The 22,486-nt window shown below is 70.6% G+C and carries 17 protein-coding genes and 1 tRNA gene; 7 read left to right on the forward strand and 11 right to left on the reverse strand.

The window, feature by feature from the left end:
- Positions 1 to 339 precede the first annotated feature (339 nt).
- A complete protein-coding gene (locus EBN03_RS12300; protein WP_122188120.1) occupies positions 340 to 669 on the forward strand; it encodes a hypothetical protein in 330 nt (109 codons plus the stop codon).
- Here the strand turns inward: EBN03_RS12300 and EBN03_RS12305 are convergent.
- Genes EBN03_RS12305 through EBN03_RS12315 form a run of 3 tightly spaced genes read right to left on the reverse strand, consistent with a single transcriptional unit; the run spans position 666 to position 3,230 of the window.
- Positions 666 to 1,676 carry an ABC transporter ATP-binding protein gene (locus EBN03_RS12305; protein WP_122188121.1) on the reverse strand — a complete coding sequence of 337 codons (1,011 nt, stop codon included), beginning with the start codon at positions 1,674 to 1,676 and terminating at the stop codon, positions 666 to 668. The genes EBN03_RS12300 and EBN03_RS12305 overlap by 4 nt on opposite strands.
- On the reverse strand, positions 1,673 to 2,506 hold the full coding sequence (locus tag EBN03_RS12310; RefSeq protein ID WP_233608332.1) for an ABC transporter permease: 834 nt from the start codon (positions 2,504 to 2,506) through the stop codon (positions 1,673 to 1,675). Before EBN03_RS12310 ends, EBN03_RS12305 begins: the two co-directional genes overlap by 4 nt.
- Positions 2,499 to 3,230 carry an ABC transporter permease gene (locus EBN03_RS12315; RefSeq protein ID WP_122188382.1) on the reverse strand — a complete coding sequence of 244 codons (732 nt, stop codon included), beginning with the start codon at positions 3,228 to 3,230 and terminating at the stop codon, positions 2,499 to 2,501. The genes EBN03_RS12310 and EBN03_RS12315 overlap by 8 nt, the downstream gene beginning before the upstream one ends.
- A gap of 327 nt (positions 3,231 to 3,557) precedes the next feature.
- Between EBN03_RS12315 and EBN03_RS12320 the strand changes: the two genes are divergently transcribed.
- Positions 3,558 to 4,193 (forward strand): hypothetical protein, encoded by a 636-nt coding sequence (locus EBN03_RS12320; RefSeq protein WP_122188383.1) that lies wholly within the window; start codon positions 3,558 to 3,560, stop codon positions 4,191 to 4,193.
- Here the strand turns inward: EBN03_RS12320 and EBN03_RS12325 are convergent.
- From EBN03_RS12325 to EBN03_RS12340, 4 genes are all read right to left on the reverse strand, one after another.
- Entirely contained in the window at positions 4,190 to 4,669 is a 480-nt protein-coding gene (locus EBN03_RS12325) for an NUDIX domain-containing protein (RefSeq protein WP_122188122.1), read from the reverse strand. The two genes, EBN03_RS12320 and EBN03_RS12325, sit on opposite strands and share 4 nt — an antisense overlap.
- A gap of 227 nt (positions 4,670 to 4,896) precedes the next feature.
- Complete coding sequence (locus EBN03_RS12330; protein ID WP_122188123.1) at positions 4,897 to 5,493, reverse strand: TetR/AcrR family transcriptional regulator; 597 nt, start codon at positions 5,491 to 5,493, stop codon at positions 4,897 to 4,899.
- A gap of 23 nt (positions 5,494 to 5,516) precedes the next feature.
- A complete protein-coding gene (locus EBN03_RS12335) occupies positions 5,517 to 6,212 on the reverse strand; it encodes an ABC transporter ATP-binding protein (protein ID WP_122188124.1) in 696 nt (231 codons plus the stop codon).
- Positions 6,209 to 7,327 (reverse strand): ABC transporter permease, encoded by a 1,119-nt coding sequence (locus tag EBN03_RS12340; protein ID WP_122188125.1) that lies wholly within the window; start codon positions 7,325 to 7,327, stop codon positions 6,209 to 6,211. Before EBN03_RS12340 ends, EBN03_RS12335 begins: the two co-directional genes overlap by 4 nt.
- A 187-nt stretch (positions 7,328 to 7,514) precedes the next feature.
- Between EBN03_RS12340 and EBN03_RS12345 the strand changes: the two genes are divergently transcribed.
- From EBN03_RS12345 to EBN03_RS12355, 3 genes are all read left to right on the forward strand, one after another.
- A complete protein-coding gene (locus EBN03_RS12345; protein WP_233608333.1) occupies positions 7,515 to 8,612 on the forward strand; it encodes a sugar ABC transporter substrate-binding protein in 1,098 nt (365 codons plus the stop codon).
- 2 nt (positions 8,613 to 8,614) lie between these two features.
- A complete protein-coding gene (locus tag EBN03_RS12350) occupies positions 8,615 to 9,388 on the forward strand; it encodes an ATP-binding cassette domain-containing protein (protein WP_122188126.1) in 774 nt (257 codons plus the stop codon).
- A gap of 199 nt (positions 9,389 to 9,587) precedes the next feature.
- Positions 9,588 to 11,027: a sugar ABC transporter permease gene (locus EBN03_RS12355; protein ID WP_199742748.1), complete on the forward strand. Its 1,440-nt coding sequence runs from the start codon at positions 9,588 to 9,590 to the stop codon at positions 11,025 to 11,027.
- A gap of 80 nt (positions 11,028 to 11,107) precedes the next feature.
- Here EBN03_RS12355 and EBN03_RS12360 read toward each other — a convergent pair whose 3' ends face one another.
- Positions 11,108 to 11,728 carry a TetR/AcrR family transcriptional regulator gene (locus tag EBN03_RS12360; protein ID WP_147471558.1) on the reverse strand — a complete coding sequence of 207 codons (621 nt, stop codon included), beginning with the start codon at positions 11,726 to 11,728 and terminating at the stop codon, positions 11,108 to 11,110.
- Between the two features lie 125 nt (positions 11,729 to 11,853).
- On the opposite strand from EBN03_RS12360, the gene EBN03_RS12365 reads away from it, so the two are divergent.
- Positions 11,854 to 13,044, forward strand: coding sequence for a lipase family protein (locus EBN03_RS12365; protein WP_122188128.1), 1,191 nt, complete (start codon positions 11,854 to 11,856; stop codon positions 13,042 to 13,044).
- A 161-nt stretch (positions 13,045 to 13,205) separates the two neighbouring features.
- Entirely contained in the window at positions 13,206 to 16,220 is a 3,015-nt protein-coding gene (locus tag EBN03_RS12370) for an FAD-dependent oxidoreductase (RefSeq protein WP_199742749.1), read from the forward strand.
- A 1-nt stretch (position 16,221) separates the two neighbouring features.
- On the opposite strand, the gene EBN03_RS12375 is transcribed toward EBN03_RS12370, so the two are convergent.
- From EBN03_RS12375 to EBN03_RS12385, 3 genes are all read right to left on the reverse strand, one after another.
- Positions 16,222 to 17,361, reverse strand: coding sequence for an FHA domain-containing protein (locus EBN03_RS12375; protein ID WP_122188130.1), 1,140 nt, complete (start codon positions 17,359 to 17,361; stop codon positions 16,222 to 16,224).
- A 141-nt stretch (positions 17,362 to 17,502) separates the two neighbouring features.
- Positions 17,503 to 17,578, reverse strand: a tRNA-Gly gene (locus EBN03_RS12380).
- A gap of 214 nt (positions 17,579 to 17,792) precedes the next feature.
- The gene (locus EBN03_RS12385) at positions 17,793 to 22,400 is read right to left on the reverse strand and encodes a thioester reductase domain-containing protein (RefSeq protein WP_147471559.1); all 4,608 of its coding nucleotides are present in this window, start codon (positions 22,398 to 22,400) and stop codon (positions 17,793 to 17,795) included.
- Positions 22,401 to 22,486 lie beyond the last annotated feature (86 nt).

Genomic DNA, 22,486 nt, shown 5'->3' on the forward strand with positions numbered 1-22,486 from the left:
ACGCCAGGGCCGAGGAGGTTCTGTCGGGCTTCCCCTCGGCGCCGGCGCAGCCCCCCGGTCACGGACAGCACGACCCCCGACGCTCACAGCGTGAAACCAGGAAATTCCGCGACGATGCGGGAGCAGACCGTCCGAAAGGAGGGACATATTCAGCAAAGCGCGCGGTCGTCCCCGGCGCAACCATCGTCTGCCTACTGCGGCCTTGCAGTGGAAAATCGTTATATACCTTGACGAGCCGGTGACCTTGCTGTCAGACGACGGCCGAGGCGGCGATATTCCGGCAAACCGGTCGCCATTTTGCCTGTCCACAGCCGCCGCGGTGCGCTAGCCTGCTGATTTGTGGCCGCCTACGTATCCTCGCCGGAGCTGACCTTCGGCTTCCTGTTCGCGCTGGAAGATCCCGAGCGAATCGCCGAGGTCGTCCGGCAGTTGATCGAGCGCAAGACGGTGTCGGTGTTCCGGCTCGCGCACGTCTCCGGCGCCGACGGACCGCCCGAGCGCTACGTCGTGAACTGGGCCGCGGTCCCGCAGGTTTCGGTGACCACGACCGCGCCCGCCCCGGAGGAGGTGCGCGGGCGGATCATGCTCGTCAACGCGTTCCTGGACGGTGAAGGCGGGATCAGCCTGTACTCGGCGCAGGGCACGGTGCCCGACCAGCCGCGCGACTAGCCGCTCTGCGGCGGGTCGGAATCCGTTGTGCCGAGGTCGGATTCGGCCAGGTAGATCCGCCGGACCACGTCCTCGATGTGGGGTTCCTCGATCGCCAGGTCCCGCACCTCGACCCGCGCCGACACCGCGGTGAGCAGCTGCGCGGCGGTGGTCGTCTCGGCGTCGAACGCCAGCCGCTGCCGGATCCCGCCGCCCTCGCTGGACACCAGCCGCGCGCCCGGCAGGTCGACCAGATCCGGTGCGGGAGAGGCCAATTCAACCACCAGTACGCGCTGGACGCCGACGGTCGCGGCCAAGCCGGCCAGTGAGCCGTCATAGGCCAGCCGCCCCCGGTCCACCACCAGCACCCGTTCGCAGAGGCGCTCGATATCGCCCATGTCGTGCGTGGTGAGCAGCAGCGTGGTGCCGCGCTCGATCCGCTCGTAGCTGAGGAACTCGCGTAACCGCTGCTTGGACAGCACATCCAGGCCGATCGTGGGTTCGTCCAAGATCAGCAGTTGCGGCGAATGCAACAGGGCGGCAGCGATTTCGGCCCGCATCCGCTGCCCCAGCGACAGCTGCCGGACCGGAATGTCCAAGGTACCGGCCATGTTCAGCTGCTCGACCAGCTCATGGCTGCGCTTGCTCGCGGCCTCCGGGTCGAGCCGGTGGATCGCGGCCAGAATCGAGAACGATTCCCGCAGCGGCAGATCCCACCACAGCTGCGAACGCTGACCGAACACCACCCCGACCCGGCCGGCCAGTTCACGGCGCTGCCGTACCGGTTCCAGCCCGCAGGTGCGCACGGTTCCGGCGCTGGGCACGAGAATTCCGGTGAGCATCTTGATGGTGGTCGATTTGCCGGCACCGTTGGCGCCGATATAGCCCACGGCCGCACCGGCTTCGACCCGGAAGCTCATCCGGTCGACCGCCGTGAGTACCTCCCGGATCTGCCGCCGACGCCCCTCCTGCTTCCGATGAATAACGAATTGCCTGGTCAGATCCCGCAATTCGATGATCGGTCTCATCCGCCACCTCCCTGATAGTGCCGCACGCCGATCTGCCAACAGCCCAGCGCGAGTCCCCACACCCACAATGCCGCCACCGGCGACGCCCAGGCCAGGTTTGCCGGTAACCAGGCGGTTCCGGGGCGGCCCAGGAGCGCGATGGTCGGCAGATAGGCCACGAATGCCACCGGTACGGCGAAGCCGAACAGCAGTTTCAGCGGGTTGCCGAATACCGAAGTCGGCTGCTGGGAGGCGAAATTCCCGCCGTAGGTGAAGCTGTTCGTCAGCTCCGACCCGTCGACGAGGAAGAACTGCAGCCCGGCCGCGACGACGAAAAGCCCAGCGAAGATGGCGATTCCGGATCCGATCGACACCAGCAGCAGGGTCACCGTGGCCAGGCTCCAGGCGATCGGGTTGGCGAACAACCCGATCACTAGCACGGTCAGCGCCACCGCCGCGCGGGCCAGCCGCCGCAGCGAGATATCGCTGGTGATCAGTTGCAGCAGGAGAGGTTGCGGCCGCAGATGGAAGGCGTCGAGGGTGCCCAGCCGGATGTAGGTGGGCAGGGTATCGGTGTGGCCCACCATGATCTGGGCGACCGCGAAGGCGAGGCTGCTGAGTCCGAACAGCAGCAGCATGCCGCGCAGATTCAGCCCGCCGAGCACGGGCACGTTGTCGTAGATCACCCAGACCTCGGCGAACTCCACCAGCCCGATCAGCAAGGAGGACAACAGGTCCGCGGCGAAGGAGAGCGGGTAGGCCTGCTGGGAACGGACGCGGGAGCGCAGTACCGCCAGGTAGGGGCGCAGGGGTCCGCCGGAGGTCGCGGGAGCGGTCGTCGCGTCACCCACCCTGCACCTCCAGTTTGCGCCGGCCGGCCCGCAACAGCACCCGGCCCAGCGCGAGCGCCAGCACCGCCCACACCACCTGCTGGGCCAGAATCGCCAGGGCCACACCGCCGGTCGCGCGCCCCGACAGGATGTCGATCGGGCCTTGCAGCAGCGACGGGAACGGGGTGAGCATGGCGGCGGTGTGCAGCCAGGACGGGAACAGGTGGACCGGCACGAACAATCCCGCCAGGAAGGTCGCCACGATCTGGTACAGCAGCCGGATGCCGCGGGTCTCGATCAGCCAGAATCCGCTCAGGCCGACCGCGAACAGCAACAGGATCGAAATCGTCACGGCCAGTGCGACACTCACCGTGCCCAGCAGGTACGGCGCCGGACCGTGCGGCAGCACCAGCTGCAGGGTGACCAGTCCGGCCGCGGCGCTGGGGATGCCGCGCAACAGCAACGTGCAGCAGGCGCGGCCGAAATCCGTACTCAGGTAGAAGAATTGGAGATCGACCGGGCGCAGGAAGTCGACCGCGACGTCCCCGTTCTTGATCCGGTCCACGATGTCCAGCGGCGGGCCCATGACGCCGAGCGCGCCGAGCAGTCCCTGCGACAACCAGACGTAGGCGCCGATCGAGGTGCCGTTGTAGCCGCCGAAGGTGGTGGTGGCGCGCACAGCGGCGACCATCACCGAGGCTCTCACCAGGCCGAAGACGATATTGGTCACCATTCCGGCATACATCGCCACTCGGTAGCGCCACTGTCTGCGAAACCCGGCCTCGGCTAAACGGAGGTACATCTTCGGGTCGCCGCGCACAATCGAATCACCGTACGATCGGGTGATCCAGTTCACAAGGGAATGGAGCCTGCCGTACCGCACCGCAACCGAAGTGTTGTGGTTGTGTGTTCGCCCGCGGCGTTGCAAGATCACGTTTACATACGTACTAGGTCGCGAATCACCTGTCAGGCGTACGATTTTCCCGGTTGTCCCGTCAGGGCAACGGTGTCGAGGGGTTGGAGAGGACACGGGGTGCAGGAACGACCCGCGCCGGCCGGCAGCCGGCGAGTCGTGAGCGGAGAAACGAAACGTCTCGCGACCTGCGTCGTGGCCACCGGGATCGTCTTGGGCGGAATGGGTTTCGCCCGCGCCGATCCGTCGTCGATCGCCGGTGGCACCGGCATCGACGCGGAGTGGGACGCGTCCTGGGCGGCCTACGAGGCCGAGGAGGACGCGGCCGGTCCGGAACTGGTCTCGGTGACCGTCGACCTGCCGATCACCATCGGCGCGCCGCTGGACCGGGTCTTCCCGGCGTACTCCGACGTCTACAACGGTTTCGGCCGGCATCCGTTCCTGCACGGGGTGCTGCCGCGGCGGCACTACCTCGAGGACGGTGCCGAGGTGTCGGAATTCATTGCGCTCGAGGACATTCCGGCCGGTCCGGCGCTGATCCCGGGGCGGACCGTCGCGCAGCAGCGGGTGCACGCCGACGGCCACTGGTACACCAGCGACACCTGGGACGCGCCGGGCGTCATCACCCACCAGACCGTGACGTTCGCCGAACAGGACGGTGTGACCGATGTGGTCGAGCACCTGACCTTCGTGGCGCCGGCGGCGCTGATCGACTACACCGTGCAGAACGGTGTGTCCTCGCACCTGGCGTACCAGAGCGCCCTGGCCCGTGACCTCGAGGACGGAACGCTCTAGAAGTCGTCGGTGTGCCGGCGTTCGGGCGCCGGCACACCCTGCTCCAGATACACCGTCAGGCCCGCCTGCCAGGCGGTGTAGGCACGCCGGATGCGTTGTGCCAGACGGGGAATAGTCAGCTCGTGCACGGCATCCACCGGAACCCAGCGCCAGTCGTCGAGTTCGGTGGTCTGCAGCACGATGGCGGCGGTGTCGTCGAGCCGGCCGCAATCGAAGACGTACAGCACCTTGTCGCCCTCTTCGGGGACGACCGCCCAGTCGGTGACGAGCAGCCGGTGCGGGAGCGCGGCGATGCCGAGTTCCTCGAACACCTCGCGTCGGCACGCCGCGGCGGGCGACTCCCCGGGCTCGACGTACCCGCCGGGCAGGTCCCAGCCGTTGCCGTAGGTCTTGTGCACCAGCAGAACCGACTCGTCTCGAACGAACAGCGCCCCGGCCGCGAGCCGGGCCAGGGCGAGATCAGCGGCAGTGGTCATGCGGGCTATCTCACCACTCGGGGGCCGGTGTCCCGCGAGTCGCGGGGGATCGGCGCGTCGGCGGCGTAAGAGGCGGATCGCCGACGCCGCAGCACGCGGCGGTTGCTCGTGCCACTCAGCCGGAACATGCTGGCGCGCAACAAGATTCGCTGCCTCCGGGCGGATCGAGCGCCCGGGTGACTGTATGCGGCCGCCACAAGACTCCGTCGCGGCAGAAGGGACCGTGCTCAGGACCCGCTGTCCGAACCCGGCAAACTGAGCAGGAACGGTGACACCAGTTCCGCGGCGCGCTCGGTCACCCGCGCCGGATCAGCGCCGTTCTCCACCATGCGGGTCGCGGCGTGCACGATTCCGTCCACCAGCTCCGCGGTGGCGGCCGGATCGGGCGCGCCGCACGCGGTCAGCGCCGCCACCAGCGGCAACCGCAACTGGTCGTGCAGGGTGCGGCTGCGCGCGGACTGATCCGACTCGATGGCGGCGGTGAGGGTGCGGGCCATGGCGTGCTCGCCCGCCGCGACCAGCTCGAGGTTGGCGGTGACGTAGGCCAGGACCCGGCCGACCGGGTCGGGCTCGCGGTCCATGGCCGCGGTGACCCGGTCCGACCAGCGCGGGAAGGCATCGGCCAGCACCGCGATGAGCAGTTCGTCGCGGGAGCGGAAGTACTGGTAGACGCTGGGCCGGGCCAGACCGGCCAACGCGCCGACCTCGGCCAGGCTGGGCAGGTGGGTGGGGTCCGCGGCGAGGAGGTCGCGGGCGGCGTCGAGCAGCGCGCGATGCTGCGCGGCGCGATGCTCGGCCACCGTTGCGGCGCTGATCCTCGGCACGGACCCCTCCTGGAAGACTCGGACTACTCCGACAGTCTTCCATCCACCATGGTGAGCACCCGGTCGCAGTGCCGCAGGATCTCGTGATCGTGGGTCACCATGACGGTGGCCACCCGCGCGGACCGGGTCTCGCGCGCCAGCAGTTCGATCACCTCGTGGCTGCGCGCCCGGTCCAGCGCCGCGGTGGGCTCGTCGACCAGCAGCACCGACGGGCGGCCCGCCAGGGCGCGGGCGATGCCCACCCGCTGCCGCTCCCCGCCGGACAGTTCGTGCGGCCGGCGGCCCGCCTTCGCGTCCATGCCGACCTCGGCGAGCAGTTCGCGCGGGTCGCGTGGCCCGTCCGGGTGCCGGCGGGTGAACCGGCCGACCAGCCGCAGCTGGTCGACCGCGGTCAGCGCGGGCAGCAGATTCCCGGTCTGGAACACGAAACCGATGTGCGCCAGGCGGAATCGGGCTCGCGCCCGCCGCGACAGCCGCGCCGGATCGGTGCCGTTCACCACGACCGTGCCAGTGTCCGGGACGGTGAGGGCGCCCGCGACGGCCAGCAGGCTCGATTTGCCGGAGCCGGACGGACCGACGATCGCGGTCAACTCGCCGGGGCGAACCGTCAGCGAGACGTCGTCGAGGGCGGTCACCGCGGCGTCGCCGGAACCGAAGCGCAGTGAGACTCCGCGCAGTTCGATTCCGGTGGCGGTGGTTTCGCGGGTCGTGGCGGTCATCGGTGGGCTCCCAGGGCGGTGAGTGGGTCGACGCGGGTGATGCCGAGCGTGGTCAGGACCGCACCGAGCAGGCCCATCACCACCAGCAGCACCGCACCGGTCGCGACGGCGGCGGGTTCGAGCGCGAACGGCATGCCGGAGATGAAGTGCGCGCCCCCGACCGCGGCCGCGACGCCGAGTGCGGTGGCGCCCACCAGGATCGCGGCCGCTTGGGCCACCGCGTCGCGCAGCAGGTAGCCGGTGGGAATGCCCATCGCGCGCAGCACCGCCAGTTCGTGACCGCGCTGCACCGTCCAGACCATGAAGAACGCGCCGACCACGAGCGCCGAGATGGCGTACAGGAACACCTTGATCAGCGACATGGTCGACATCTCGGCCGAATAGCCGGGGGAGGCGGCGAACGAGGCCTCGCGCGTCATCGTGGACGTGTCGGCCGCGAGATCGCCTGCGCCGAGGTCGATTCCGCCACGGCCGCGCAGGGCGATCGCCGAGGCCTGCTGGTAGATCTCGGGTTCGGCTCGTTCGCCCGGCGCCAGTCCGGCGTGGATCTCCTGCCAGCGCGGGAGCGGGACGTAGGCCACGTCGACGTGGCCGAAGGTGCGCTGGTCCCCGGTGATTCCGACGACGCGCAGGGTGGTCCCCAACCGGTCGACGGTGACGGTGTCGCCGAGCCGGATGCCGTGGCCGGCGGCGGTGCTGCTCACCACGATGCCGTCCGGCGCGTCCAGGGCGGTGCCGTCGGCCGGCTGCGGGGCGAGGAACGAGCCCGGCCGGACCCCGAACAGGGCCAGGTCCACCGGTGTGCCGTGGTCGGTGTGCGCGTTGACCAGGGTGTTGCCGAAGGGTTCGGCCTCGGCGACGTCCGGCCGGGCCCGCCACGAATCCACTTGGCGCAGTTCGACTGTGCTGCGGGTGAAGGCGGATTCGGTCTTGGTGCCCGCGGCGAAGGCGAAGGCGTCCACCGGCATGGCCTTCAGGCCGGAGACGCCGTCCTGGACCAGGCCGGAGGAGAGTCCGCACAGCATGACGATCAGGACGGCGATCAGGGCTACGACGCCGCCCATCAACCCGAATCTGGAGCGCGCGAACCACAGTTCGCGCCGGGCTAGAAACATGGAAACTCCTCTACCTGCACCGATGGCGCTTTGCTGACACTATGTCGGTATGATACCGACGCAGTGTCGGGAAGAATTCGGGGGTGGGTGATCGCGGATCGGCCGCGGGGCGCGGTGTGATTCGGGTTGATGACGAGATCGTCGAACTCGCAGTAGCGGAAGCGAATCAGTTGGACAATCGGGACCCATGATGAGGACGAAACTCCTGGGCGCCGTGGCTGTCTCGATCGCCCTGGTCGCCGTGTCCGGCTGCGGATCCGACTCCAGCAGCACCAACAACGCCGGCGGCAGCCCCACTGTGGGGGTGATCCTCCCCGAGACCGCCACCTCCGCCCGCTGGGAAGGCTTCGACCGCCCGATGCTGCAGAAGGCCTTCGCCGCACAGGGATTCGACGCCGACATCGAGAACGCCCAGGGCGATGTGCAGAAGTTCAGCTCGCTCGCCGACGGCATGATCGCGCAGCGGGTCAAAGTGCTCGTCATCGCCGCCATCAACAGCGAGGTCGGTGCCGCGGTCGCCAGGAAGGCACACGCGGCCGGTATCCCGACCATCGACTACGACCGGCTCTCCCTCGGCGGCTCCTCCGACTACTACGTCTCCTTCGACAATGTGAAAGTCGGTGCGCTGCAAGGCACCGCGCTGGCCACCGCGCTGCACGACAAACCGGGTGCCCAGGTGATCGAGATCGAGGGCGCGCCCACCGACAACAACGCCACCCTGTTCACGCAGGGTCAGCATCAGGCGTTGCAACCGCTCTACGACTCCGGCGCGCTGAAACTCGTGCACTCGCAGCCGATCGACGGCTGGGAGAACCAGAAGGGCGGCCAGGTCTTCGAACAGCTGCTCACCGGCAACGGCGGCAAGGTCGACGGGGTCGTCGCCGCCAACGACGGGCTGGCCGGCGCGGTGATCACCGTGCTGAAGAAGAACGGGCTGAACGGAAAGGTGCCGGTCACCGGCCAGGACGCCACCGCAGACGGTCTCAAGGCCATCCTGCGTGGCGACCAGTACATGACGGTGTTCAAGCCGATCCAGGAGGAGGCGGCCGCCGCCGCGAACCTCGCCGCCGCCCTGGCCAAGGGGGACAAGGCCGCCGCCGACGCCGCGGCCACCGGCACCAGCCACGACCCCAAGGGCAACCGGGACGTGAAATCGATTCTGCTGGAACCGAAAACCGTCACCAAGGCGGAGGTGAAGCAGGTCGTCGACGGCGGCTACGTCAAGGCGTCCGACCTCTGCTCCGGGGATGTCGCCGCGGCCTGCGGCCCGCTCGGGATCTCCTGACCGTGAGCGCGCCGCTGCTGCGGATCACCGGGCTCAACAAGAGCTTCGGTGCCGTGCACGTCCTGCACGACGTGGAGTTCACCGGCCGGGCCGGTGAGGTCACGGCGCTGGTCGGCGACAACGGCGCCGGCAAGTCCACCCTGGTGAAATGCATCGCCGGCGTGCACCCGGCCGACTCCGGCACCATCGCGGTCCGAGGTGAGCCGGTCCGCTTGCGCGGCACGAAAGACGCTGCGGCACTGGGCATCGAGGTGGTCTACCAGGACCTCGCGCTGGCCGACAACCTCGACATCGTGCAGAACATGTTCCTCGGACGCGAACGCGGGAAGCCGTGGCTGCTCGACGAAGCCGGGATGGAACAGGCCGCCCGCGACACCCTGGCCGCGCTCTCGGTGCGCACCGTGAAATCGGTGCGCACCCCCGTGTCGGCGCTGTCGGGCGGGCAGCGGCAGACCGTGGCGATCGCCAAGGCGGTGCTGTGGAACAGCGCGCTGGTGCTGCTCGACGAGCCGACCGCGGCGCTCGGCGTGGCGCAGACCCGGCAGGTGCTCGACCTGGTGCGGCGGCTCGCCGAACAGGGGCTCGCGGTGGTGCTGATCAGCCACAACCTGGCCGACATCTTCGAGGTCGCGGACCGGATCACCGTGCTCTACCTGGGCCGCACGGCGGCCGAGGTACGTACCGCGGACGTGACCCGCAATCAGGTGGTGGAGCTGATCACCACCGGGCGGTCGGGGGAACTGGGCCTGGCTCGGCCGGAAACGGCGGCGTTGTGAGCAGAACTGCCCGCGGACGGGTCGCCGAGGACAGCGACGGGCTTCGCCGTCCGCGAGACGGCGGCGTGCCGATCGTCGACCTGTGGCGGGTGGTGGCCGTCCCGACGGGTGACCAGTTCTCGGATGCGAGACACGCAGTAATTGCCAGGTGCCCGAAGGTGATTCGGATGCCGAGCGCTGCCGGGCGACGGAAGGGCAAATGATGTCGGAGATTTCGGCTGTGGAGGCTCGCGAACACGACCGGGAACCCTCGGCGATAGCGGATTTCGGGATCGACACGACACCGGTGACGGTCGGCGAGGCGATCCGCGGTTATGTGGCCGGGCTGCGTGCCGGCGAAATCGGTTCGCTACCGGCGCTGTTGGGCCTGGTGGTGCTGGTCGTGTTGTTCTCGGCGCTGTCGGATGTGTTCCTGTCGCTGAACAACATCGCGAATCTGCTGGCGCAGGGGGCGGGCCAGACCGTCATCGCGATGGGCATCGTGTATGTCCTGCTGCTCGGCGAGATCGACCTGTCGGCGGGTACCGCGTCCGGGGTGGCCGGGGCGGTGCTCGCGATGCACTACGTCGACAACGGAAACCTGGTGTCGGGCATGGGGCACACGGTCTTCTTCGTCTTCGTGGCCCTGCTGGTGCTCGCGGCTGTGCTGGCCGCGCTGCTGCGGCTGTGGGCGGGTACCGCGGTCTCGCTGCTGGGGCTGGCGATCACGCTGATCGGGTTCCACGCGGACCCGTGGATCGAGATGCTGCTCGCGGTCTGCGTCGGCACCGCGATCGGCTGCATCACCGGCTTCCTCATCGCCCGGATCGGAATGCCGTCCTTCGTGGTCACTTTGGCGCTGTTCCTCACCTGGCAGGGTGCGATCCTGCAGCTGATCGGCGACGGCGGGGTGCTCGGGATCAGTTCCTCGCATGTGCTCGACCAGGTGGCCAACGGCAACCTGCCGGTGCTGTGGAGCTGGGTGCTGTACGTGGTGGCCGGCGGCGGCTGGGCGGTGCTCACCGTGGGCGGTCACTTCCGCAGGCGGGCACAGGGATTGGTGACCACGCCGACCGCGCTGGTGCTGGTCCGGGCCGGTGCGGTGCTGGTCCTGGCCGGGGTGGCGACCGCGTTGCTGACGGTGAATCGTTCACCGAGCCCGATGATCCGGATCGCGGGGGTGCCCTATGTGGTGCCGATCGTGCTGGTGCTGCTGGTGATCGGGTCCTATGTGCTGGACCGGACCGCGTACGGCCGGCACCTGTACGCGATCGGCGGCAACGCCGAGGCGGCGCGCCGGGCCGGGATCGACGTGACCCGGTTGCGGGCAAGCGTTTTCATCATCTGCTCGGCCACCGCGGCGGTCGGCGCGATCATCTACTCCTCGAAGGTCGGGTCGGTGGATCCGCAGGCCGGTGGGCTCAACACGCTGTTGTTCGCGGTGGGTGCCGCGGTGATCGGTGGTACGTCGTTGTTCGGCGGGCGCGGGCGGGTGTCGGACGCGGTGATCGGGGGCGCGGTGCTGGCGGTGGTGTCCAACGGTCTAGGGCTGCTGCGGCAGCCGGCGGCGGTGGTGTCGATCGTGACGGGCTTGGTGTTGCTGTTGGCGGCATCGGTGGACGCGGTGTCGCGACGGCGCAGTGCCACGGCGGCGCGCTGATCGCGAGGTGTGCCGGATCGCCGTTGGTCGTCGCGGAATCACCTTGCGCAACAGGGCTGTTCGGCGCGAAGCCGGTAAGCTCAGGACGCGGGCTTGCCGGTGATCGCCCCGAGCATGCCGGTCAGCAACCGCAGGCGCTGTTCTTCGATCTCGGGCATCGGATAGATCGCCCGGCTGAGCGCCTCGCCGTTGAACAGGTGCACCACGCTGGTGACCAGCGTCTGCCGGACCTCCGGCGGGAGGGCCTCGTAGCCGGGTACGGTGGCCGCCAGCTCGCCGGTGAGCTCGTAGGCGTGGCGCATGAGCGGGCGCAGTTTGTCGGCGAGTTCGGGAGTGGTGCGGGCGGCGACGACCAGTTCGTGCCAGACGGTGTTGAGCGGGCCGCGGGTGCCCTCGCGCACGGCGACCAGGGCGGCGGCGATCGGATCGGCGCCCGCGGGTACCGCCGCCAGCTTGGCGGCGAACCCTTGCGCGTGCCGGTGCGAGACCTCCTCGGCCGCGGCGATGATGACGTCGTGCCGGGTCGGGAAGTGGCGCAGCAGCGCGCCCTGCGATACCTCGGCGCGGCGGCAGATCTCGCGAATCGTGGTGCGGCCGTAGCCGACTTCGGTGATGGACTCGATGGTCGCGTCGACGATGCGGGCCATCGTCGATTCCTTGCGCTCCCGTTGGGTCCGCCGTGGCTTGTTGGCACCGGTCACGCTACGACCCTAGCGTGCGGCAAACATAGAGTACGCATGCCCTCTATTGACAACCCTCGAAACGACCGCCAAGCTTGCGATCAGACCTTGCGTGACGCCTGTCATGCCCAGACCTGGAGACAGCGTTGCGAATCTCGAACACCCGCATCCGGATCGGCGCGGCCTCGGCCCTGGCCGCCGTCCTGGTCGCCGGCCCGGCCGTCACCGCCACCGCCGCACCCGCCGTCCCACTCGACGAGTTCCACACCGCACCGGCCGACATCGCGGACCTACGGCCCGGTGCCGTGGTCGCGACCCAGCAGCTGAACCTGCCCGCCTACCCCGGCGCCGACGTCTGGCAGATCTCCTACCGCACCGCCGACGAGCGCGACCGGCCGGAGATGACCGTGACCACCCTGCTGGTCCCCGATTCGCCCTGGACCGGGCCCGGCGCGCGGCCCGTGGTGTCACTGGAACAGGCCGAGGACTCCTCCGGCGCCCAATGCGCGCCCTCGGTCGCGACCGCCACCGGCAACGACTTCCTCAGCCACCGGTTCGTGCAGCACGTACTCGACCGGAACTGGGCCGTCGCCATGCCCGACTTCGAAGGGCCGCGTTCGCTGTTCATGGTCGGCGCGCAGTCCGCGCACGCGGTACTCGACGGGATCCGCGCCGTGCGCAACGCCGGCATCGACGACATCGGCGCCGACAATCCGTGGGCGCTCGAAGGCTATTCCGGTGGCGCCGGTGCCGCCGGCTGGGCGGCACAGGCGCAGCCCGGCTACGCACCCGACATCACCTTCGCCGGCGTCGCGGTCGGCGGCATGCCGGCCGACCCGCAGGCCACCGCCGAATACCTGGACGGCGGACCGTTCGCCGGCCTGGTGTTCGCGGCCCTGTCCGGAGTCTCCGACGAGTACCCCGAAGCCGGTATCCCGGAGCTGCTCAACGCGCAGGGCACCGCCGATCTGGAGAACTCGCGCAACCGGTGCGCGCGGGATCTCATCGCCCAGTTCGCTTTCCGGAGCGTCAAGCGGGACGCCGCAGCGGGTGATCCGCTCACCGCGCCGGACGTGGCCGCCGTCCTCGCGCAGAGCACCATGGGCGCCACCGCACCCGCCGCGCCGGTCTACGACTATCACGCGATTCCCGACGAGGTCGTGCCCGTCGGCCAGGACGACACCCTCACCCGGAACTGGTGTGCCGCAGGCGGAACCGTCCTGATCGACCGCGACCCGGAGGCGGAACACGTCTCGGAGAGCATGCTGCGCGAAACAGAGGCTCTGGATTACCTGGCCGACCGCTTCGCCGGGATCCCCGCACCCAGCAGCTGCTGAACCGGCGATGACCGCGCCACGAACTCCCTGCGCGCGATACGAACTCGGTCCCGCGCGCGATTCACTGCCGGACAATCGACAGTGATTCCCGGCACCGGACCGGGCCGTGGAGGGGAGAGGCCGTGGGCGGGCTGCCGTTGATCGAGGTTCGCGGGCACGGGATGGCACCGCGGCGCATAGTGCTGGAACGGCCACTCGAAGTGGGCCGGGGCGGGGACGGCCTGGTGGTGGCCGACGACCGGGTGTCGCGCCGGCATCTGCGGCTGGTACCCAGCCCGATCGCGCTGTCGGTGGTGGACCTGGGCAGCCGCAACGGGACCACCGTGAACGGTGTGCCGCTGACCGGGCGGGCGACGCTGGCAGCGGGGGACGTGGTGCGTTTCGGGGGCACCGAAATCGTGATCCTGCATGTTCCGACGGTGGAACCCGACGGCGACCTGGGTGGCACCACACTCGCCCCGGCGTCGGCCGCCGCGCCACCGCCACCGGGCCCCGCGCCGGTTCGGCCGGTATGGCTGACGACCGCGGAGCGGGTCCTCGGTATCGACCCGACCGGGACCCGGAACCTGTTCCCGTCCTTCACTGACCTGCCGTCGCGAATTCCCTTGCGGCTGTGGCAGATTGCCCGGCTCGTCAGTGTCGTGGCCTATCTCGCGGTGGTGGTGGCGCTGTTCGTGCGGCCCGCCGGTGGGCTGTTCGTGTTCTTCGGCATCGTCGTCCCGCTGCTGCCCGGGCTGTTCCTCATCGCACCTGGCTTGTGGCGCAACATCTGTCCGCTCGCGGCGACCAACCAGGTGCCGCGACTGTTCGGATTCACCCTGGCCAAGAATCCGCCCGAATGGCTGTACAGCCGTGGGTATCTCGTGGCCATCACACTGTTCTTCGGGATCGCGGGCGCCCGGCTGGCCGGGCTGGACCGGGTCGGGCCGGCCGCCGGTGTGGCGCTGGCCGGGGTGGCCACCGCCGCGTTCACCGGCGGCTTCGTCTACAAGGGCAAGAGCGGCTGGTGCTCGACGGTGTGCCCGCTGTTCCCGCTGCAGCGCGCCTACGGGCAGACGCCGTTCGTCACCGTCGCCAACAACCACTGTCAGCCCTGTGTGGGATGTGCCAAGAACTGCTTCGACTTCCGGCCGCGGTCGGCGTATCAGCTCGACCTCACCGACACCGATCGAGGCTGGAGTGCGCCGCGAAAACTGTTCGTGGCCGCGCTTCCCGGGTTCGTGCTCGGGTTCTTCACGCTGACCGGGCAGACGGGAACCGCACTGCCGCAACGCTATGCGGTGCTCGCGCTGATCATGCTCACCGCGGTCGGGCTGTTCTTCGCGGTGGAGGCGATGACCGCGATCAGCGCCTCGCTGCTCACCTCCGGGTATGCCGCGATGGCGCTGAACATCTTCTACTGGTTCGCCGGAGTCACCCTGGCCAAGTCGTTCGCCACCGTGACCGGCGTCGGCGCGCCCTGGTTGCGGTGGCCGATCAGCGTTTTCGTGCTGCTGGCCACCCTGGTGTGGTTGGCGCGGACCCGGGTCGTGGAACTGCAGCACGCGCACGCCAGCGGGACCCGGACCGCGCCGGTGGTACTGCCCTTCCCGCGTGTGCGCAGCACACCCGCGGCCGAACCCGGGCTGTCGGTGGTGTTCCAGCCCGGCGGATCCCGGGTCGCGGCCGATGTGGGGATGAGCCTGCTCGACGTCGCCGAACAGGCCGGGCAGCCCGTCGAGGCGGGCTGCCGGATGGGGGTCTGCGGCGCGGATCCCGTTGCGGTGCTGGAGGGTATGCCGTGCCTGACCGCGATCGGCGCGGACGAGAAGAACACCCTGCAGCGGCTCGGGTTCGCCGACAACACCCGGATGGCGTGCTGCGCGCGGATCGAACGCGGCACGGTCACCGTCGGGCTCACACCCGAGCCGGGCCGCGAGGTGACCACCGCCCGCGGCCGGGCCGACCGGTCGATCGTCAGTGTCGTGGTGCTGGGCAACGGAATCGCGGGTGTCACCGCCGCGGACTTCGTGCGCCGCGGGCACCCCGACTGCGAGATCCATCTGGTCGGGCGGGAACCGCACGACTTCTACAACCGCATGGGCATCTCCCGCCTGGTCTACGGCCGGTCGGCGATGCAGGGCCTGTCGCTGCTGCCCGCGACCTGGTACGACGAACATCAGGTCACCACCTGGCTCAACACCCTGGCCACCGGTATCGACCCGGTCGGCCGCCGCGTGCACCTGGGCACCGGCGACGTGTTGCCCTACGACCGGTTGATCGTGGCCACGGGCGCCGACAGCACCCGGCCCGAGGTCGACGGATTCGGTTGTCCCGGAACCTTCGTGCTGCGCGAAGCCCACGACGCGATGGCCCTGCGCGCCTACGTGCAACAGCACCGGTGCGGGCGGGCAGTGGTGGCCGGCGGTGGGTTGCTCGGGCTGGAAGCGGCGTACGCGCTACGGCAGCTGGGGCTCGCGGTGACCGTCCTGGAACGCGGAAAACGCTTGCTGTCCAAACAACTCGACCCGCGCGCCTCCGAGCTGGTGCACGCGCACTTCCGTGCCCACGGCATCGAGGTCCTGATCGGTGCCGAAACCCGCAGTGTGCTGGGCGATCCCGCGGTCCGGGCGGTGGAGCTGCGCGACGGCCGCCGCCTCGGGACCGATATCTTCCTGGCCGCCATCGGAATCCGGCCGCGGGCCGATCTGGCGCGACGGGCGGGGATCCCCGTCGGCAAGGGCATCCTGGTCGACGACCGGATGGCGACCGCGATCCCGGGCGTCTACGCGGCCGGTGATGTCGCCGAGCACGCCGGCCGGGTGCTGGGACTGTGGCCGATCGCGGCCGATCAGGCGCGGATCGCGGCCGTCAACGCCCTCGGCGGCGACGAGACCCTGCCGGTGGAGAATCCGGCGGCGATCCTCAAAGGTGTGGGGCTGGAACTGTTCTCGATCGGAACCGTGCAGCCGGGCCCGGGTGACGAGGAGATCGTCGTCGATCACGGTGCCGCATTCTCCTACCGGCGGCTGGTGATCTCACGCGGGCGGGCGGTCGGTGCGACGGTGCTGGGGCACCATCCCGCCGACCACGCTGCCGCACTGCAGGCCGTGCGGACCGAGACCGTGGTGGCGCCGGCGCTGCTGCCGGCCCTGCGTGCGGGAGACTGGTCCGGGTTGGCTACTGCGGCAACATAACTCAGTCGCGCAGATGGGTGAGCACGCGGTCGGCGATCCGCAGACTCCATTCCGGCGGTAGTTCCGCCGGGCCGTCGCCCAGCCGGGTCCAGTCCTCGGCGCCCGGCGCGGCGATGAACGTGCCGCCCGGTGTGCCCGCGTCCTGCACGGTCACGACGCCGTGCTCGACGGCGATCCGGGCGTGGATCCGGGAGATCTGCCGGTGCGCCAGGACGATCGGGGACGCTTGCGCCCGGCGGACCGCCTCGTCGGTCAGCGGGTCGCGGCCGATCACGTACGGACGGTCCAGGGGGTAGCTGGATCCGTCGGCGCCCGTTAGGGTGCCGTGCGGGGCGCCGACCCTGGTGGTGTCACCGACCTCCGCGGGTGCTGCTGCCTCGAGTTCGTCCGGGGGATTCGGGGTTTCGTCCGGATCGGGCGGCGTGTCCGATGCCGCTGACGAGCCACTGGGCGCCGCGGGCCGGGCACCGGTCCGGCTGTCACCTCGCGGTCCGGCGGATGGCGGGCCCGGGCGCTGCGCACCGGCAGTCGGGGACGGTCTGCGGTCGGTGGGCTGGGCCGGTGGGCGCTCGGCGGTCTCGCGGAGAGCGGCGGGCCGGGCGCGGGCGGTCCGATCCGGCTCGGCGCCTTCGCTTTTCACTGGCTCACGCTGGGCATCTCGGTCGGTCCGGATCGGGTTCTGCAGGATCAGGCCGCCGCCCGGGACCACGCCGGCGCGCAGGTCGGAATGCGGTACGGCGGTGACGGTTTCGGTGGCGTCGTCGCTGAGCATGATGTGCCGCACCGGATCCCGAATGATCTCGTCGAGCCAAGTCATGGCCCGAGTGCCGGACAGGCGGCGGGTGCCCGCCGCGCCGGTGACGGTGGCGGCGACCGCGCCGCGCAACAGCACCAGGACGCCGCCCTGAGTCGGGGCCAGGGCACCGAAGACGACCGACTCGGAACTGCCGCCGAACACCGCCGCGAGCAGCCGGGACACGAGCGTGGCACCCGGATCGGCGGCGGCCGACGCCGCCTCGGCCGCACCGAGGATCCGGTCGGTGGACTCGCTGTCGCGCGGCAGATACACGACCACATCGCCGTACCGGGCGACCAGCCCCGCCCCGCGCGCCACCCCGATGATCGCGGTCCTGTGCGCCATGCCCGCTCCTCGTCCCACCAGCACCTGGTTGCCAGGATAGAGGTCATCCCGCCCCGACCGTGCGTGTCGCCGCCCCGGAAACGACGAACGCCGACCGGAAGAACCGATCGGCGTCGAGGTGAATCCCGGAATTCCGGGGGGTGGAGCGGATGACGGGATTCGAACCCGCGACCCTCACCTTGGCAAGGTGATGCGCTACCAGCTGCGCTACATCCGCATTCGCCGTCGTTCGGCGGCGAGAGGAAACATTAGCGCATCCGCGGAAGAACATGAAATCCGCAGGTCACAACGGGTGCGGAACGGCCTGCGGCAGCCGGCCCGGGATGGGCCCTGTGTCCCCCATCGGACACAGGGCCCGATTGTGAAATTTAGACCAGCTCAGACTGATTCGCTCGACGTTCGATCAGAACGCCAACCGCTTACCGGTGGGGTCAGACGGCGAGCGGGACCGGGAGGCGGCCGTTGGCGATCAGGTAGGCGATGGAGGCGGCGAGGCGTTGCGGTGTGACCGGTGGCGGGGTGAGGCCGCTGTGGTACAGGGTGGTGCGGGTGCGGGTGTCGTCGAGGACGCGGTCGCTGCCGGTCATGCGGTCGCGGAACTCCTCGGCGATCGGGGCCGCCGGGTTGGCCGGGTCGGCGCGGATCCGCTCGAGCCAGACCGGTAGCGGCAGCGATTCGAGGCGGTAGCCGACGTCGGTGAGGGCGGCGGCGACGCTGGCGAAGGGGAGCCGTTCCGCGCCGGTCAGGTGATAGACCGGGCCCTCGTGGGTGCCGGGGGTGGCGGTGAGGGCCACGATCGCGGTGGCTGCGTAGTCGACCGGCAGGACGTCGTACCCGGCCCGCACGTCGCCCGGTACGGCGCCGGCGCGCACGCAGCCCTGTACCACCCGCCACAGCAGGTCGTCGGTGCGGCAGGCACCGGTGTGCTGGTCGCCGAACAGTCGCGGCGGCCGCAGCACGGCGACCGGCAGGCCGTGCCGTCCGGCCTGCAGAACCAGTTGCTCGGCAACCCATTTCGATTGCGCGTACCCGGTGGCCAGGGCGCCGACCGGGCCGGTGGTGGTGTCCTCGTCGGGGACGATCCGGTCCTTCGGGGCCGGGAACACCGTCGCGCTGGAGATGTAGTGGAAGGGGGTGGGCGAGCCGTGTGCGGCCAGCCGCAACAACTCCCGGGTGCCGTCCACGTTCGCGGCGCGCACCGCGTGATAGGGCAGCGCGGCATCGACCGCCGCCCCGACGTGATAAATCGAGTCGACGGTACCGGCCAGCGTGTAGAAACCGGCGCGGTCGAGTCCGAGCATAGGCGCGGTGAGGTCGCCGGGTACGGGCGTGATCCGCCAGGCGAAGCTCGGCTCCCAGATTCGGTAGTGCTGCAACGACGCTCGGATCCGCTCACCGGCGGTGATCGGGTCCTGCGCCCGGACCAGGCAGTGCACGGTGGCGTCGGTGGTGCGGAGCAGTTCGCGCAACAGGTAGGCGCCGAGGAAGCCCGTCGCACCGGTCAGCAGGACCTGGCGGGGCCGGGTCCGCGCCAGCTGCGGCAGCACGGCGAGGTCGAGGAGCGCGTCCCGGGCAGGATCCTCCGGCACCCCGAGATCGTCTTCCGGGCCGCGGCCGGTGGTCGCCGCACCGATCCCGTCGAACGATTCGAGCGGCCCGTCCGCCGAGGACACGAGCCCACTCGCCGTCGACGGAACCCCGCCGGCCAATGGAATGCCCGCGCTCGGGGTGGTCCCGACGACGCCGCTGCCGACTGCGGACCCCGCCGCTGCGGCACCCGCGCCCGCCGCCGATGCGACCGGTCCTGCCGCAGCCAGGGTTTCGCCCGCCGCCGGCGCGACACCGCCTGCCTCGGTGACGACATCGCCCGCGGCTTTCGCGACCGTGCTCGGTGTGCCGCCCACGGCCGCGGCGGTGCCACCCGGTGGCGCGGCGAGCGTGCAGGCACCGCGCTCTCCCGCGGTCCGGCGCCCGAGGTACCGGCCGGCGCCGATCGGGGACGCGGTAGCGGCGACACCGGGGTGCGCGCTCAAGCCGGCCCGGTCGACCGCACCGTGTGCCGTCAACGGCAGCGCGTGGATCCAGCGGAACACCGCTGGAATCAGGTACTCGGGCAGCGCCACGCGCAGGTGCGCCCGCAGCTGGTCCGGCGACGGCGTGGTGGCCCCGGCCGCCGGTTGCAGGTACGCCACCAGCTGCGGTCCGGGCGCGGTGACCGGCACGACCACCGCATCGATCACCGCGGGGTGCGCGCGCAGCCGGGCCTCGATCTCGCCCGGTTCGATGCGATAACCGTGCAGCGTGAACTGCTGGTCGGCGCGGCCCAGCTGCTCGATCTGGCCGTCGGGCAGCATGCGCGCCAGATCGCCGGTGCGGAACAGTCTTTCACCGCAACCACCCGGGTCGGCGACGAACCGGGCCGCGGTCCGCGCCCGGGCGCGGTGATAACCGTCGGCGACACCGAGGCCCCCGATGTACAGCTCGCCGGTGACACCCACCGGAACCGTCCGCAACCGTTCGTCGAGGACCCGGCAGACGGTGTTGGCCAGCGGGGTACCGATGGTGACCGTCCGGTCCCGCGCGATCCGCGCGATCGTCGACCAGACCGTGGTCTCGCTGTGCCCGTACACATGCCACACCGCCGCGACCCGGTCCACCAGCGCCTCGGCCAGATCGGCGGGCAGCGGCTCACCGCCGCTGCACACCCGGGCCCGCCGGTAGCCGCACCAGCCGGACGCGATCAGCCGCCGCCACGTGGTGGGTACCGCCTGCACCAGGGTCGGGCGGGTGCGCTCGATCAGGCGGGCCAGCTCGATCGGCGCGTCGAGTTCCGCGTCGGCGGCGATGATCACGGTCGCGCCGGTGGTCAACGGCAGGAAGATCTCCGCGGCGGCGATGTGGAAGCCGATGGGCGTCACCGCCAGCACCCGGTCGCCGGGCCGGCAGCCCGGCACCGCGGCGAGCGCGGCGAGCAGATTGGACAGGCTCTCGTGCCGGATGCAGACCAGGCCGGGCCGGCCGTCGGCGGTGGCGGCGAGCGAGGCGACGGCGCCCGGTACCGCCCAGCCGGGCGGGCTGACCGCGTCGCTGTCGTGGTCGATCAACAGCAGATCGGTGCGGGTGCGGGTGCGCAGGCCGGTGCCGAGGCAGCGGTCGGTCACCACCAGCCCGACCCGGCCGCGATCGACCATGTCACCGATCTGTGCCGGGGACAGGCGCGGGTCGAGCGCGGCAACCGTTGCGCCGCTGCGCAATACCGCCAGCAGCGCCACCACCAGATCGGGTGAGCGGGGTAGGTAGACACCGATCGGCGCGCCCGGCCCGGCGCCCCGGGCGGCGAGCCGCGCGGTGAGCGCGGTGACCCGGGAATCCAGTTCGCCGTAGGTGAGCGTCTGGTTGCCGTACTCCACCGCCGGGGCCGCGGGATCGTGATCGGCCCACGCGGACACCAGATCCGGGACCGGCGGCCCGGGCTCGACGGTCGGTCCGCGCAGCACACTGTCGGGGCGGGTGGCGGCGTCCGGTCCGGCACTCAGGGCCGCCAGATAGGACTCGAAGCGGTCGAGCAGGTCGGCGCCCGCGACCTGGTCCCAGGTCCAGTCGCAGACGGTGCCGGCCGCGCCGACCCGCATCAGCAGGGTCTCCCCGTCGTCGAGGTGGGGCGGAACCGAGAGGTCCGGCACGATCTCCACCACCACGGGCAGCGTCCACTCCGGGACCTCGGCGTAGCGGCAGGGCAGGTCCAGCGCCGGCACCCCGTGTACCTGGGCGGCCTTGAGCCGGTCGCAGACCCGGGCACAGACCTCGTCGAAACTGCCGTTGATCGTCGAGATACGCAGTGGCGCAACCGAAGCGAATATGCGGCGCAGAATCGGGTCGGGTACCGCGAAGCGGACGCCGATATCGGTGTCCCGGTATCCGCCGGCGCGGGACAGGAAGTCGACCAGCGCGCCCAGCAGGCCGAGCGGGCCGTCGGGCAGCCGGTCCATGAGTTCGGCGGTCAGGACCCGGCGGCGCGCGCCCGGCGCCCGGTCGCCGGGGCGGCCGCCCGCGGCCGGTAGTCGCAGCGGGCGCAGTTCGGACAGCCGCTTCACCCAATACCGTTCGTGCGACACCGATTCCCGGTAGGCAGTGGTGGCGACCGCGGCCTCGCGCGGGCTCGGCGTCGGCAGCACCATGCCGGTGCGGACGCGTAGTTCGTGCCGGGTGACGGGTTCCCCGGTGAGCGTGGTGAGGCCGGTCAGCACCAGGTCGCGGGTGCAGGTGGCCACCGTCAGACCGGTGTCGGACAGCGCGACCACGGTGCCGGGGGCGGCGGTCGACAGCGGGCCCAGCCCGCTGCCGGTGACCGCCAGCCAGGCGCCGTCGAATACCAGTTTGGCGGTACCGAATTCGTTGTTCTCGGCACCGAACCGGGTGGCGCGGACCAGGGCATCGAGGTCCTCGGCGGTCTCTGTCCAGCGCAGCGCGAGCGCGAGCGGCGGCCGGTCGGAGCGGGCACGGCGGCCGTGCTCGGCCGGTACCCGCGGGATCGGGCGCAACCGGCCCGCTTCCAGGTCGCCGACCAGATCGGTGAACGACTCCAGCCCGGCCCGTTGGCATTTCGCGCGCAGCGAGCGGCTGGTCTCGGTGTCGGCGATCTCGATCGTGCGCTCGGCCAGGACCTCGCCGGCGTCGGCCCGCGCGGTCAGCACGTGCCAGCACACGTTGTGGGTGCGGGCGCGGTCGAGGAGCGCCCAGGTCGCGGAGTGGGTCTGGAAGGTGACCGCGATACCGGGAACCAGGGCGAGCGCCGCCTGCGGCAGCATGCGCAGGTCGGCCGCGCCGAACAGGTGGTCGAACCGGTCGGTGGCGAGCAGGTCCATCCAGTCGGCACCGAAATCGGCGGTGGGCAGGCCGGCGGCGCGGGCGGAGCGGCGGACTTCGGGCTGTCCGGAAAGCACTCGGACGACCTCGTGTCCGCGTTCGACGAGCAGTCGGGCACAATCCACGACCAGCGCATTGTGTCCGATCAGTACGGCGCGAAATCCAGCTCCCACGGCGCCCTCCGCCTCGCTCGGTCAGCCAATGTGGCAAAACCCTAGCAACGAGGAAGGGTGCTGGACGGTGCTCCGCACGGCCCGGT

This window comes from Nocardia stercoris, from assembly GCF_003696265.1.
Lineage (GTDB): Bacteria > Actinomycetota > Actinomycetes > Mycobacteriales > Mycobacteriaceae > Nocardia > Nocardia stercoris.